At 30.9% G+C, this 16612-nt stretch carries 7 protein-coding genes; 1 reads left to right on the top strand and 6 read right to left on the bottom strand.

All coding sequences use genetic code 11. From position 1 onward, the window contains the following. The first annotated feature begins 138 nt into the window (after positions 1-138). Positions 139-5652: a BTA121 domain-containing protein surface lipoprotein gene (locus bhDAH_RS06545; RefSeq protein WP_020732501.1), complete on the top strand. Its 5514-nt coding sequence runs from the start codon at positions 139-141 to the stop codon at positions 5650-5652. 876 nt (positions 5653-6528) lie between these two features. Here bhDAH_RS06545 and bhDAH_RS06540 read toward each other — a convergent pair. From bhDAH_RS06540 to bhDAH_RS06520, 6 genes are all read right to left on the bottom strand, one after another. Continuing rightward, entirely contained in the window at positions 6529-7986 is a 1458-nt protein-coding gene (locus bhDAH_RS06540) for a BTA121 domain-containing protein surface lipoprotein (protein ID WP_192957790.1), read from the bottom strand. A gap of 1209 nt (positions 7987-9195) precedes the next feature. Next, complete coding sequence (locus bhDAH_RS06535) at positions 9196-9903, bottom strand: hypothetical protein (RefSeq protein WP_064536620.1); 708 nt, start codon at positions 9901-9903, stop codon at positions 9196-9198. A gap of 52 nt (positions 9904-9955) precedes the next feature. Continuing rightward, entirely contained in the window at positions 9956-10084 is a 129-nt protein-coding gene (locus bhDAH_RS07515; protein ID WP_257722531.1) for a hypothetical protein, read from the bottom strand. Between the two features lie 495 nt (positions 10085-10579). Further along, positions 10580-11728 carry a BTA121 domain-containing protein surface lipoprotein gene (locus bhDAH_RS06530; RefSeq protein ID WP_062705960.1) on the bottom strand — a complete coding sequence of 383 codons (1149 nt, stop codon included), beginning with the start codon at positions 11726-11728 and terminating at the stop codon, positions 10580-10582. A gap of 313 nt (positions 11729-12041) precedes the next feature. Then, a complete protein-coding gene (locus tag bhDAH_RS06525) occupies positions 12042-13766 on the bottom strand; it encodes a BTA121 domain-containing protein surface lipoprotein (protein WP_020732495.1) in 1725 nt (574 codons plus the stop codon). A 278-nt stretch (positions 13767-14044) separates the two neighbouring features. Beyond that, positions 14045-16411, bottom strand: coding sequence for a BTA121 domain-containing protein surface lipoprotein (locus tag bhDAH_RS06520; protein WP_062705957.1), 2367 nt, complete (start codon positions 16409-16411; stop codon positions 14045-14047). Positions 16412-16612: the final 201 nt, after the last annotated feature.

Raw genomic sequence — 16612 nt, 5'->3', positions numbered from 1 at the left:
TAGTTTATTATGTATTAGTATATATAACTAATAAAATATATCGCTTCAAGTTATTTCCTTATATTCTTAAATTTTGTATAATATATTTAAGAATATTAAATTTAATATACAAAATTTAAGAATATAAGGAAAATATTTATGCAAAAAAACAAATTAACAATCCTGAAAGAACAATTAAATGACGGTGAAAAGGATGCTTTAACTTTTCTTGAAAACTCTATAACACCTAATCCATATAACCCTGATGAGCATCATGTTAAAATTCAAACACAAAAAAACCTTGAAAAGTTCATATTAAACTTAAATATTGATGGACTTAAAAAAGCTATAGCAGGTATCGTGCTAACATTAAATGCAAAAAGTGGGTTAGAAAATGCTCTTGCAGACTACACTGGATCAGACAAAGACACACTTACACAAATATTAAAAGATGCAACAACAAACTATATAAACCATTTAAAAAGCATGTGTGATACTAAAGATTTTGATGAAATAAACAGTAATTTGTCAAGCCAAACGAACAACTCAGCCCAATTTGAAGATATTATAAATACTATAAAATATTATAATAAGATTACAAAACAATTAAATGACAAAGAAAGAAATGCTTTAACTTTCCTTGAAAACTCCATAACAACACCTAATCTAAGTGACCGTAATTTCATAACTCACACAAAAGAAAACTTTTTTAAATTCATACTAAACTTAAATATTGATGAACTTAAAAAAGCTATAGCAGATATTGCATTAACATTAAATGCAAAAAGCAAAGCGGAAAAGGCTCTTGCAAATTACACCTGGCCAGCAAAAGACGAGCTTACACAAAAATTAAAAGATGCAACAACAAATTATATAAATCATTTAAAAATAATTTGTAATACTCAATCTACTGATATTATGTCCAATAATTTGTCAAGCCAAACAAACAACTCAGCACAATTTGAAGATATTATAAACACTATAAAAGATTATAATAAAATTACAGAACAATTAAATGACAACGAAAAGGATGCTTTGATTTTCCTTGAAAGCTCTATAACAAAACCTAATCCAGATAAACCAAAAGACACCGCCCCTACAAACCTTACAATCCAGACAAAAACAAACTTTCATCTGTTCATACTAAACATAAATACTGATAGACTCAAAAAAGCTATATCAGGTATTGTGCTAACATTAAATGCAAAAATAGTAGCAGAAAAGGGGCTTGCAAATTACACTGGGCCAGCAAAAAACACACTTGCACAAATATTAAAAGATGCAACAACAAACTATATAAACCATTTAAAAAGCATGTGTGATACTCACTCTAACTCTGTCAATGCGATGTACAGTAATTTATCAAGCCAAACAAACAACTCAGATCAATTTGAAGATATTATAAATAATATAAAACATTATAATAAAATTACAAAACAATTAAATTACAACGAAAAGGATGCTTTAACTTTCCTTGAAAACTCTATAACAACACCCAATCCAAATGACCCTGATGACCACAATCTAATAACTCATTCAAAACAAAACTTTCTTAAGCTCATACTAAACCTAGATATTGATGAACTTAAAAAAAGTATATCAGGCATTGTACTAACATTAAATGCAAAAATAGTAGCAGAAAAGGAGCTTGCAAATTACACTGAACCAACAAAAAACATGCTTATGCAAAGATTAGAAGATGCAACAACGAATTACACAAATCATTTAAAAGTAATTTGTAATACTCAATCTCCTGATGTGATATCCAATAATTTGTCAAGCCAAACAAACAACTCAGCACAATTTGAAGATATTACAAACAATATAAAAGATTATAATAAAGTTACAAGCCGATTAAATCGAGACTTCAAGAATGCTTTAACTTTCCTTGAAAATTCTATAATACAATATAATCCATATGAACCAGAAGACCCTAATATCACAATTCAGATACAAGAAAGCTTTAGTCAGTTCATACTAAGCTTAAATACTGAGAAGCTCAAAAAAGCTCTAATAGGTATTCTGCTAACATTATATGCAAAAAAAGGACTAGAAGATGATCTTGCAAACTACACTGGACCAGCAAAAAACACACTTGCACAAATATCAAAAAATGCAACAACAAACTATATAAATCATTTAAAAATACTTTGTAATACTCAGGATTTTGATGAGATGTACAATAATTTATTAAGCCAAACATACAACACATCCCAATTTAAAGATATTACAGATAATATAAAACATTATAATAAAATTACAAAACAATTAAATGATGCTGAAAAGGATGCTTTGGATTTCATTGAATACTCCATAACAAAACCTAATCCAAATAACACATATGACCCAGATACCCATAATCTCATGAATAATGCACAAGCAAACTTTAATAGGTTCATACTAAACCTAGATATTGATAAAATCAAAAAAGCTATATCGGACACTGTACTGACAGTAAATACAAAAAAAGTAGCAGAAAATGCTCTTGCAGACTACACTGGATCAGACAAAGACACACTTACACAAATATTAAAAGATGCAACAACAAACTATATAAACCATTTAAAAAGCATTTTTAATACTAAAGATTTTGATGAAATAAACGGTAATTTGTCAAGCCAAACATACAACACATCCTTATTTGAAGGTATTATAAATAATATAAAACATTATAATAGCAATATAGAACAATTAAATGACGACGAAAAGGATGCTTTAACTTTCCTTGAAAACTCTATAACAACACCTAATCCATATAACCCTGAGGACCCAGATACCCATAATCTTATAAATAATGCACAAGGAAACTTTAATAGGTTCATACTAAACCTAGATATTGATAAAATCAAAAAAGCTCTAGCGATTATTATACTAACATTAAAGAAAAAAAAAGTAGCAGAAGATACTCTTATAACTTACACTGGAGCAGACAAAAACATACTTACACAAATGTTAAAAGATGAAGAAACTAAATATATAGAAAATTTAAAAAGCATTTGTAATGCTCGCTCTATTAACGAAATGTACCATAATTTGCTCCTAGAAAAAGACGACAAATACCTATTTGAAAACATTGTACACACAATAAATCGGTTTTATAGTACTTATAATAGCATTATAAAACAATTAAATGACAACGAAAGAGATGCTTTGGATTTCATTGAATACTCTATAAAAAAACCTACTCCAAATGATCCATATGACCTTGCAATGATCAGAGCTCATTCAAAACAAGTCTTTAATCGGTTCATACTACACCTAGATATTGATACAATCAAAAAAGCTCTAGAGAGCATTATATTAATATTAAATGCAAAAAAAATAGCAGAAAATGCAATCATAACTTACACTGGACTGGCAAAACACAAACTTACACAAATATTAAAAGATGAAGAAGCGAAATATATAAAGCATTTAAAAAAAATGTGTGATACTACCTCTGCCAATAAGACATACAGTAATTTGTCAAGCCAAACGTACAACTCAGCCCAATTTGAAAATATTACAAACATTATAAAAGATTATGATACAATCTATAATGGCATTACAAATGATTTAAATGACGACGAAAAAAAGGCTTTATATTTCCTTGAAAACCTCATCACAAACCCTAATCCAGATGACCCTGAGGACCATAATATAACAATTAATGCACAAGTAAACTTTAATAGGTTCATACTAGACTCAAATACTGAGAAGCTCAAAAAAGCTCTAGCAGGCATTGTACTAACATTAAATGCAAAAATAATAGCAGAAGATACTCTTGCAAAATACACTAAGATAGCAAAAAACACACTTGAACACATGTTAAAAGATGAAGAAACGAAATATATAAAGCATTTAAAAAGCATTTGTGATACTTACTCTACTGATGAGATGCACAGTAATTTATCAAGCAAAACGAACAATTCAGCCCAATTTGAAAATATTACAAACACTATAAAATATTATAATAATATTACAGGACAATTAAATGACGACTACAAGGATGCTTTGGATTTCCTTGAAAACTCTATAACAACACCTAATCCAGATGACCCTGAGGACCATAATCTCATAACTCATTCAAAACAAAACTTTTTTAATAGGTTAGTACCACACATATTCACAGATATTAAGACCCTCAAAAAAGCTCTAGAAAACATAGTATCAACATCAAAGCCAAGAAAAATAGCTGAAAAGGATCTTGCAAATTACACTGGACCAGCAAAAAACACACTTGCACAAATATTAAAAGATGCAGAAACAAACTACATAAAGCGCTTAAAAAGCATTTGTAATACTTACAATTTTTATATGATGTACTATTACTTGTCAGAAAGAAGAACAGACGACCACACATCCCAATTTGAAGGCATTATAAATGCAATAAATCATTACAATAACGTTACGGGACAATTAAATGACAACGAAAGAAATGCTTTGGACTTCCTTGAAAACTCTATAACAACACCTAATCCAGATGATCCTGATGATCACAATCTCATAACTCATTCAAAACAAATCTTTAATCGGTTCATGCTACGCCTAGATATTAATAACCTCAAAAAAATCCTATCGGATATTGTACTAACATTAAATGCAAAAAGAGTAACAGAAGATGCTCTTACAAATCATACTGGACCAGACAAAGACACGCTTACACAAAAATTAAAAGATGCAGAAACAAACTACATAAAGCATTTAAAAAGAATTTGTAATACTACCTCTGTTGATGAGATGTGCAATCATTTGCCAAAAACAACAAACAACTCAGCCCAATTTGTAATTATTGTAATGCATATCAATTATTATAATAAAACTTATAATAAACTTACAAAACTATTAAATGACACCGAAAAAGATGCTTTGGATTTCCTTGAGAACTCTATAACAACACCTAATCTAGATGACCCATATGACCACAATTTCATAACTCACTCAAAACAAAACTTTAATCAGTTCATACTACTCCTAGGTATTAATAACCTCAAAAAATCTCTATTGGATATTATACTAACATTAAATGCAAAAAAAATAACAAAAAATGCTCTTATAAATTACACTGGGCCAGACAAAACCACACTTATACAAAAATTCAAAGATATGGAAATAGAACATATAACGTATTTAAAAAGATTTTGTAATACTACCTCTGTTGATGAGATATACAGTAATTTAGCAAGAAAAACAGCCTATAAAGCCCAATTTGAAAAGATTGCAAACACTATAAAAGATTATTATGATGCTTATAATAAAGTTAAAGAACAATTAAATGACGACGAAAAAAATGCTTTGGATTTCCTTGAAAGCTCCATTACAAAACCTAATCCAGATAACCCTGAGGACCATAATATTACAACTAATGCACAAGCAAAACTAGCTCAGTTCATACTGGACACAAATATTGATAAACTCAAAAAAATCCTATCAAATATAGTGATAATATTAAAGAAAAAACAAGCAACAGCAGACGCTCTTGCAAATTACGTTGGGAGAGAAAAAAACTTATTTACACACAGATTCTACATTATAACAACGGACTACATAAAGCATTTAAAAAGCATTTGTAATACTACCTCTGTTGATGAAGTGTACAGTAATTTATCAAGCCCAACAAACACCTCAGCCCTATTTGAAGGTATTGTAAACGATATAACACTACAATTTTCACTCTATGAGCACACAAGATAAATCCATAGCAACTAAATAAACTCCCTAACTAAAATAGATACTCGTGAAGTACTGCTTCTTTAATCTTTGATTTAGAAGTAGTGCTTCACTTATTTGAATATGTAGAATATTTTCCTCTTTATCAACCTGGAAGAAACTGTTTTAAAGTTGTTACTGAACTTAAAGGAGTATATATTTTTTACAAAATTCAAAACAATTATTTCGGTACATTATCAACATTTATCTTCTTATAGAATAAGGAAATATTTATCAGATTTAATGGATAGAGTTTGGGCTATAAGAGATACACAAAGATTGGTGATAAATTCGTATCTTAATGAAAAAGGGTTCACTCTCATTATTTAGCAAATATCTTCAAATATGATTCTTTTCTATTCCCCTTTGCTTCACAATATTAACTGCTATAATAAAATATGCTCATCATTTACAATATTTATAATTTTATTCAACATATAATTGACATCTTCTTTGTACTATTTTTATTTAAAGCCACACATTCTAGAATATTAAAAATCACGTTTCTAGCTTTCTTTAACATTGTTAAATATTTAGCTAGCTGCTTATTAATATAAGCTCTTCCATGGTCACTCTAGAATCAAACTCTTCCCTCAACCTAGACCTAACAAATAACTTCACTATTACTATCTATAGGATAGTAATAGTTACTATAAAGTTATTTTTCAAACACAAAGCCAACATCCCTCATCATACGCTCTATCATCTTAAGAAATTTAACAACATTACGATATTTCATCATTCATCCCATTATATTGTATTAGTTTCAAGTCCAACACCTCAGAAAAGCTTACATATGGATAATTGCAGAAATTTTTTAACATTAATTTCAATAATATTTCAGTATTAAATAAATATCGATTAATGCCATATTTTACGTTTTTTCCTTATTAGAAACAAGTCAAATTCATGCACATAGTCCAGAAAATCAGATATACATTCCCCATCAAAAAACCAATAACCACCGTGACTATCATATGCTCTTTTAATATTCAATAAAAACTCTTTCTCATAATGCTCAAAGAATGCCTCCACTCTAGATCTCTTTTGCGATTCTGGATACAATACTTTTGTTCTCCTAGCCACTCTATCAACGATTGCTTTAGATTTTTTATATTTTTCAAAACAGAATAATAACATCCCTTTAGCAAAGCGCCTAATAGCATCAATCCCTACCCTACTTAAATTTCTATAGAAATGATGATTAGAATATATTCCAAGATCATCATTCTCTAGATCGCCAGGATCAGGATCTGTAACTGCCTTTCTTACATATTCAAGTACTTCTATCTCCTCATCTGAAAGCCATACATAAATATTATTTGCCTCAATAATACCTATAGCATCCTCACTAATATCATCAAACTTCCTACAAGAATAATCATCTTTATCAAGATCATTTATTTGGCTCTTAAAATCATGGCCACCAGACGCAGATATGAAAAAATTACGCAAATCATCTGCAAATTTTTCCTTGGTAGATTTAAAATCAGATTGTAATTTCTCTTTTAGACCCATTTTATCTTTTTCAATAATCCCAATCCATTTTTTAGCTTCTTTGAAGTTCTGAAAAATCAAACTAACCTTATACACAAGTTGCTTAACTTTATCAATACCCAATCTACCTAAGCTCAAATAAAAATCTATGTTGGCATACATATTATAAAGTTCAACATCAGCAGAAGAATAAACTACTACTACATCTCGAATATATTCAAGCACTTCTTTCTCTTCGTCTGACAATTCCGCATACATTCTTTCAACTTCTATAACATGATCAATATAATTTTTAATATATTCTTGTCTCTCTACAACACCACGCCAAGCATAATTATTTGAAAATCGATGATTATTTATAGCCTTATAATGCACCTCATCAAGAGTAGTACCGCTAAATGCCTCTTTTAAATTTAAAATATAAGCATTTCTAAAAACAGACAAATTATCTTTAAATCCATATTCTGATTCCTCAATAACCATTTCGGCTTCTTTTAATAAAGTAAATATAAATAAATTACGCTCTATAATTTGCTTCACTCTAAAAACACCTAACCCAACCAACAAATCATAAAATTCTTCTTCACTATATGCTTTATAAGCTGGCCCTTCCGGAAAAGATTTGGTTACTACATCACGTATATATTCAAATACTTCTTTCTCTTCACCTGATAACTCAAATGAATTTATTAAATTATTAAATCTATCTTCAATACTTATATCTGAATGCCTCTCAAAAACATCTTCAATGCCCTCGTCAGCAACATTCCCATTAAGCTTATGTCGATTCAACACAGCAACATCTCTTCCTAGTGGTTTCAAGTTACAACTTATCCCCAATAATAACAGTAACAAAAAACATATCTTAAAATATCTTATCTTAAACATTAAAACATCTCCTTTTATAATTAACTGATTTCAATTTTTGTTTTTTTTAATATGTATAAATTATACTATCATATAATCTTATTATTTTAATATAATTTTATTATATATCCATTATAGGAAATTAAAGCACATAATATTCTTATAACTCGATGTTTAAAACCATTAATAAAATTATAGAGTTTAATAATAAATTCAGCTTAAACATCAGGTACTTTGAGATTATAGTGTAAATAGCCAATTATATGGCCTGGATGTGTATTAAATTAAGACTTAAGTCTTTTTTATTTTAAAGCATAAACTCATTTTAGAAAATCGATTGACTACCTGTCTATTTATGCAAAAAAACAAAACCTTAAAAATTCTAAAAGAACAATTAGATAAAAAGAAAAAGGATGCTTTGATGGGGATGGAGTTCCATCTACAATAACCAGTAGATTTTTTCCCTTACCGTCTAGTTTACTAATTATTATTTTCTTTAACTTTACTTTCCTGCGTATTTTGCTAACAATTTATTATCAACACACTCAGGAACACTATACTTGCTCTTACCATATAAATTTCTCACGTTTATACTCTTGCTTTATTATAACTATTATTAGTTCGGCACAGCATCAACTTTAAGTACCAATCTTTTTCTATCTCTTATGCCCAAAACTCTATCCATTAAATCTGATAAATACTTTCTTATTTTATAATCAGATACATTTGTATATTTAGCAATTTTGCTCAAAGGCTCTATGGTGCGCTTGTCATCTTCTAAATTAGATAGAATAAATTCAAGTGATTCATCAACGCTTTTAGGTGTTTTCTTAGCATCTAAGCCTAAAAATTCGACGATTATTTTGCTTTAAACTAACTTTACTGCTTTTAGGCAATGGAACTGAACATAGTAACTTTTGACCGTAAAACTTAGAATAAGCATTTTTCTTATACAGAATTCTTGGCAAATTATATACGAATTATTATTCCTGATCTTGATATCAATACTAGCTCACCCTCAATTATCCGCTCTTACAATACTAAACTCAACATCAATATCTTTACTTATCATCAAAGACCCCTATCTTAATTAAGAGCACTATACAACTACCAAACTTTACATACCCTTGACTACTTGTGATGCAATACCAATGATTATCTCTACTACGAAATGCCTAAATATTTCCCTAAAGCCACAAATAACTGTACTACAAAATATGACACAGCAAGCGTAGCAATAACTGTCAAAGATGAAACTAATTGACCTTTAAATCCTAGCTTACTCTCAATTAAAGTTAATCGGGAATTAATCTGTCCTAAATCATTCTTAACAATCTCTATCTTCTCATCAAGTTTGTCTACCCTAGAATCAAGCTTATCTATCTTCTCATTAAGTCTAGTCTCAACTCCATCTATCTTAGCATTTAAATCGCTCTTAACAGTCTCTATCTTCTCATTAAGCCTAATTTCAACACCATCTATCTTGGCATTTAAATCATTCCTAACAGTTTCTATCTTCTCATTAAGTCTAGTCTCAACCCCATCTATCTTCTCATTAAGCCTAATTTCAACACCATCTATCTTAGCATTTAAATCATTCCTAACAGTTTCTATCTTCTCATTAAGTCTAGTCTCAACTCCATCTATCTTCTCGGTTAAGTCAATTTTGAGCATGCTTATTTTGTCGTCTAAATAGTGAAAATTATCTAACATTCTATCTTGAAGAAGATCAAATTTTTCTTCAAGAACATAATAGCTAATAATCTGACCATCAAATGTCACACTATGATAATCTTTCTTAACTCTCTCAGACCCAATTGCGCTCTTAGCTATCTGCTCATCAACTAATTGTTCCTTTACTGCAACACCCATATTTAACCTCGATTAATTCTTTACATTCTAACTAATTATAGCATATCAAACTTCAATTACTAATTTCCTCTGCGATGATTCTTGTCTCAAGATTACACAAATTTTCATCAATCGGTGCTGGTGTTATTCTTACAAGCTCACTCTGTCCCATCTCACTAATCATCAGTCCTACACCAGGCATATATGCCTTGTAGCCCCCCCCCGGACACCTTTACATGCAAGTTTAATTTCCTGCACAGAGCCTGCAGATTTTACTTTTGCTACTCTCTTTAATATCTCGTTTATACTTCTTAAGCACGCTATAAATCACTAGCTTTACTCAAGTACCAATTATATGAATTTAGCTTATCAAACTCTGCTTCAGCTTTAATACGCTCTCCTTCTCAACCTGCGAGCTTACGCTCTCCTTCAAGCTTTTTAAAAGCTTCTGCCTTAGTTATTGCTTCACTCTCTTGTTGTCTTTTAAATTTGTACTCACTCTCTACTTGTACAATTAGAATCTTCCTGATATTTCTATCTCGATTAATTCACATTCAAATAGCCTCTTTGTTATTTTTCCGATTTCACCCAACTGCTTGTAATTTCCATTCTCAAGTTAAGGCATAAATCAAAAGCCTTAGACACCAGGTCTAAGGCTTAAATTTCTATTAAGTATTACTATTGGTATCTCCAGCTACTATAACTCTCCAGCCTCATCTCCAAGACTAACATACTTATTCACATAGCGATCCCTGCAACTTTTCACGGCATTACATATTCTATCAGGGAAATCATGCCAATCTAATGCCCCTTTTAGGCTCAATAAATATTCATTTTCTTGTTTCGTAAGATCATCTTTCAAGTTTTGTTTGGATTTTTCATCCCCAACAGCATCAATAGCTATATTAGTTTTTTCTAATTCTTCAACAACATCTAAATGAGACCTTATAATTTCCCTAGCCCTATCGGTACCCAAGTTAAACAATAAAAGACTAAACTCATCATCAGAATATGTTTTATCACCTATCTTAGAATCAGTCAATATACCTTGTAAAAGGTTAGCTCCTCTCAACTCAACATCAGAAAGCCCTTCAAGCGGATCTTTGCCATCTATAATAGCATCAACCATATATTGAGTCTTACTAAACTTACTTAAAGATGCATCCTTATAACCTGTTACTAGACTAAAGATTCTCTTAAGATTAGACCCAGTAAACACATCTTTTATATATAATGGATAGCCTTCCTCTTGAGCCTTAATTTCGTTTTGGAGGAATGGTTTAAATCTTTTTGCCAATTCCCCATTAATATTCTCAATAGCTTCTTGAAGCCTTTCTCGTCCGGCAAGAATAGTTAAGTGAGCTTCTATAATTTCATTACTCTTAACATCACCCAAACTCGCCATCAAGTCATAAAACTCAGAATCAGTATAAGTCCTGTAACCTTCACCCCTGCCAATATCCGGATCAGTCAATATACTTTGCAAAGACCTAACTGCGTCTTTTGCTTTATCAGATAATTCAAATCCGTCTAAAAGCTTATTAATTTTAACTTCCATGCTCTCTTCTGTGCCAGCTTCAGAGACAGCGTCCTCATCATCCTCGCCTTCATCTACGCTAAGCTCTAACTTAAGCACATCATCTATAGTCACTTTTCCTTCAAATAAGCTTTCTATAAACGTTTTTTTGTCAAGTGAATTTTTTATAGTTGGTTTACCTACAGATAGTTTACCTTCAAGCCGAGTCCCTTTAAGTGAAACATCGCTTTGACGAGATTTGAAATTACAACTTATTGCTAGCAATAATAGCAATAGTAATAACAAATTATAATATCTTTTATTTGCCACTAAATATCTCCTTTTTCAATTCAAATGAATATATTAAATTAACTTATTATTATATGAAATTTTTATTATTTGCAATTTATTATTACATGCAAATCATTATTGTATTATAATATAATAATGACTTAAAATCACCAATTTATAACTTTTTTAATTAAGCCCTTTTTATATTTATTTTAATTTCGCATTCATCTTAAACGATACATATCTCCAACATAAATTAAAAGCCCTAAGATTTAAATCCTAAGGCTTAAAACTACTTCTCATATTTATAGTACAAAATAGTAAGCTACACTGCTTAGCTTTAATTTTATTGCTAAGCTTGACGTTGCATTCTAGCTGCACGACGAGCCCTACTTTCGTTTACAAGGTTAATGAATTGTTTTAACCTCATAAACCTCTTACCAATATACTCGTTATTAAAATCCAAAATTGAATTAGGTGCCCACTGGCCCTTATCCTTAAAATAGCCTTCAAATAAATGTTTTATAGCCAATGAATGGTCATGTTTAATATTATTAAAGACATCTTCGAATAAGTCTCTGTTTTCTTCCGTTATCAACCCTTCAATCTCTTTTATTAATCTAAAAAGCGATAGATCATTGCCAATTAATTTACGCAAATTATCATAACCTGCACGAAGTAGAACTTCATAAAACTTAAAATTAGAATACGTCTTGTAACCTTTATCACGACCAATATCCGGATCAATTACTACTTTTCGTGCATATTCAAGTAGTTCCCATTCTTCAGTAGGTAATGCTGAGTATAGCTTTTCAGAACATACAATCTCATTGGCTTTCTCCCTAATATCATTAATCATTTCCGTAGTGTCATAACCAGATACTAATATCTCTTCAAAATCATCCCTACTACCCCACAGGTAAATATACCCCATTTCCTTTAATTTGCCTAAATAGAACTTATTCCGGGCCTCAAATCTATTTTTTAATTTTCGTTTGGATGCAGAATCCTCAATAGCATCTATCGCAATTTTAGACTCTTTTAGTGCCACAAAATTAAATAGGAAATATCCAAGCAATACTTTCAGTTCGTCATTAATACTTAATTTATCTAATGCCTTATCAAAATGAATACCATGATAACGTGCACGACCTGCTGATGGGGGCATCCCCACAGCAAGATTATTCATTGCACCTCGCATACATCCAATTAATTCCCATTCTTCATTAGATAAAACTCCCGCGTCTAGCAATTTCTGCTCAAGCTTTGCAAGGTTTATAGCTTCATCTTTAATCTCAGTAAAATCACTTAAATTAGAAAGCCTAGCTTTAGCTTGATGGTACACTTCATCAGGATCAGACCTGCCACATACCCATTTTAAATACGATGGATAATATTGCATTACCTTGCCCAAAATAAAGCTTAATCTTTGTCTTGCTGTCTCATCTTTAATAATACCTGAAATAGCACTTAAAGTGTCATCTCGTCTTCTAAGAGCTTCTAAATGAAATCCTATAATTTCCTTTAACCTAGCATCACCAAGACTAACTAACAAGTTATAAAACTGGGGAGCAGTATACGTTATACATTTCTTATCATCCATATTGGGCATCGCTTCAAATACATCATTCCAAAAAAGACTCCTACTATCCGCAAAATAACCATTAATCTTAGAATCAGTTAATATGTTTTGTATATACCAAACTGCTTCCTTTTCAGGATCAGATAACCCAAACTCGTCTAGAAGCTTATTAATTTTAACTTCCGTGCTCTCATCTGCGCCAGTTCCAGGGGCAACCTCCACACCATGCGCAATTGCGCTTATCTTATCCTCTGCTTTGGACAGTTTCTCTGAAGAAACCCCCACACCATGCACGATTACCTCGCCTATTTTATCATCTGTTTTGGATAGTTTCCTTAAAGATGGAGCACCTACAAGCAGGGCATTTTTTACAAACAAACTCCCTTTAAGAACAGCATCTTCTTTGGGTTTTAAATTACAACTTATTATCAGCAATAATGGTAATAGCAATATTAATACTAGTAATAAATTATTATCATGATGCCTTATCTTCATCCCTAAATATCTCCTTTTTATATCAATCAATCTATTATCATAGAAACATAGTATTATTATTAATAATTATATTATATAATCACTACTTATTGCTCTTAAGTCATTGCTTTTAATTTACACATCAATTAAACACACTGTTATTAACATTTTATTGTTAACATTAAGTTATATGCACATAAAGAAGTAGGTCTACTAAACTCCCACTAGTTCCTCTAAATAAAACCTCTCTTTCCTAGTAAACCTACTTTATATATAGCTCTTCAAGTGCAATTTTAGCTCTACGGCAAGCTTATAGCTTCGTTTTTAATCGCATTAAATGCATCCACATGCCTAGACTTATAATTTACATCCATAATTTTCTCATACATTGAATCAGAGTCCGAATCAATAATGAAAAATTTCATATCAGATAAATAAATTTTATTGTAATCATCAAACTTGCGTTTCAATTCTTGTTTTGAGTCTTCTCTAGTAACATTTCCAATAGCCCTTAAAGCATCATCTCGGGCACTACAAATATCTAAATAAACTCTTGCAATGTCCCTGACCTTAATAACATCTAAAGCATCTAAGAAGCCCTCAAACTCAGTATATGTATAATCCTCTGAGTATGCATTTCCTTCAGAATCACGAATATTAGGATCAGTTACTACACTTCGTATATGCTCAATTGCTCCTAGTTCTTCATCAGAGAGAGCTGCGTAGAGATTTTCATATTTTATAACACTCTCAGCATCAAAAATAATATCATCAAAGTCAAACTTCTTAAATCCACTATAGTCTCTTAACGGACCAGGACCAATAAGTGAGTCTTTTAGAGCACATAAATAGGTATATTTGGCATTATCAAAATCATGTTGCCAGTCTCGTTTTGATGCTTTTCTCTTAATATTCCCAATAGTATTTAAAGTTTGTTCTTGTAACTTAAGAATGTCTAAATGAATTCCTATAATTTCCCGAAGCCTAACAATATCCCAGTTACTTAACAAGTGATAAAATTTAAGCTCAGTACACGTACTCTTAATCAAATGACCTCTTATGCTAGGATCAAACATTACACTTTGCATATAATCAACTACTTCTCTCTCATTATCCTGTAAACTTAAGTACAAATTTTCTCCTCTAATAGCTTTTTCTGCATCGGCTTTAATTTTAATAAACTCTTCTACATATTTACTTTCGAAACTAAGCCCTAAAAGCTCCGGGGTACTAAATTTGCCTTTTAAAGCCAATTCATATTCTTGGCAGTTAAGATCAAATCTACCTTCAAACTCACCTCTTAATGTTCCTCCCCTAACGCCATCAATAATTGCTTTAGTAGCAGCTTTTTCTGATGCAACGGTTAAATGATACGATATAACCGTTTCAATCTTATTAATACCTAATTTAACTAACAAGAGGTCAAACTCAGGATCAGAATATGTTTTATAACCTTTATCACTACCAATCCCCGGATCAGTTACTACACTTCGTATATATTCAATTACTGCCCTCTTATCATCTGGGAGACTTGCGTATAAATTTTCAAACCTTACAAATTCCTCAGCAGTTGTCTTAATCCTAGCAATACCAGCTTCATATTTATTAAAACCCTCTATTATTATATTCCCACGCTCCTTATCAATAGGCTTCCTACATAAACGCCTTAGAACTGATTTACATTCTTTGGCTTTAAGCTCAAGCTCAGCTTTTAAGGTTGCTCTTAAGCTTTCTGTCTTAACATCTTCAATTTCAATAGCGCGCAAAGCCTCATCCTGCTCTTTCAACTTCATATGGGCTGTAAAATTCCGAATATCAACATCAGATAGGCTACCTAAAAAGTGATAAAATTCATCATCAGTATACGCCCTGTCACCTGAAGTTTCTATGCTCGGATCAGTTAATGCATCTCGCATATACTCAATTACTGCCCTCTCATTACCAGAAAGTCTGTCATATATCTTTTCACCCTTTTCAACGACTTGTTCATAGATTAGAGCTTTCTCAAGCTCTAAAACTTTCTCAACATCTGCTTTAATCTTGGTAAACTCTGCTTTATATTTAGAAACACTATCTCTCATGCCAACAAGCACATCTTCAATCTTAGGATTATTAAATGCACCTTTTAAAGCCTCTCCATATTCTTTGTCTTTAAGGTTAAATTCATCTATTAAGTTTTTTATTGATTCTTTTGCCTTAATATCTCCCATAACGCGTAAAATATCGTCTTTTACTTCTAAAATCTCTCTTAAAGGTTCTACGATGCCATTAATACTAGCATCATTCAAGCTCTCTAAAAAGGAGCAAAATTCAGCAGTAGTATAAGTCTTAGCACCCGGAATATCAGGACTAGTTACTATAGTTCGAATACGTCGAAATACTTTTTCTCCTTTAGGAAAGGTCCCGAATTTGTCTTTAAGCTTATTAATCCTATCTTTCATGCTCCCATCTAATTCATCTAATTCATCTTTATCCGAATCTTCCTCTTCATGCTTTTTAAGCGGTAGGATTGCTCCACCAACATTCCCCACAAGTGGTCCTCTGATGACTTGAAGCGGGGTCTTTACAATCAAACTCCTCTTAAGAAGAGCATCTTCTTTGGGTTTTAAATTACAACTTATTACTAATAATAGTAATAAAAAATTATGATGTCTTTTCTTCGCCACTAAATATCTCCTTTTTAAAATTAACCTATTATCATATTAATAACATACTAATTATATATTATTATAAAATACCATATGCTAACTAAATAATACATTTCTATTACTTCTAATTATTATTAGCCTTAGTATATAAATCTAAGGCTAATATTCTTAACTCTTCTTAAATACTGCTCTTAAACAATACTCTCTGCATATTTACAT

This window comes from Borrelia hermsii DAH (assembly GCF_023035675.1).
Classification (GTDB): Bacteria; Spirochaetota; Spirochaetia; order Borreliales; family Borreliaceae; genus Borrelia; species Borrelia hermsii.
The sequence above is the reverse complement of the archived record's forward strand: the minus strand, read 5'-3'. Positions and strand labels throughout refer to the sequence as shown.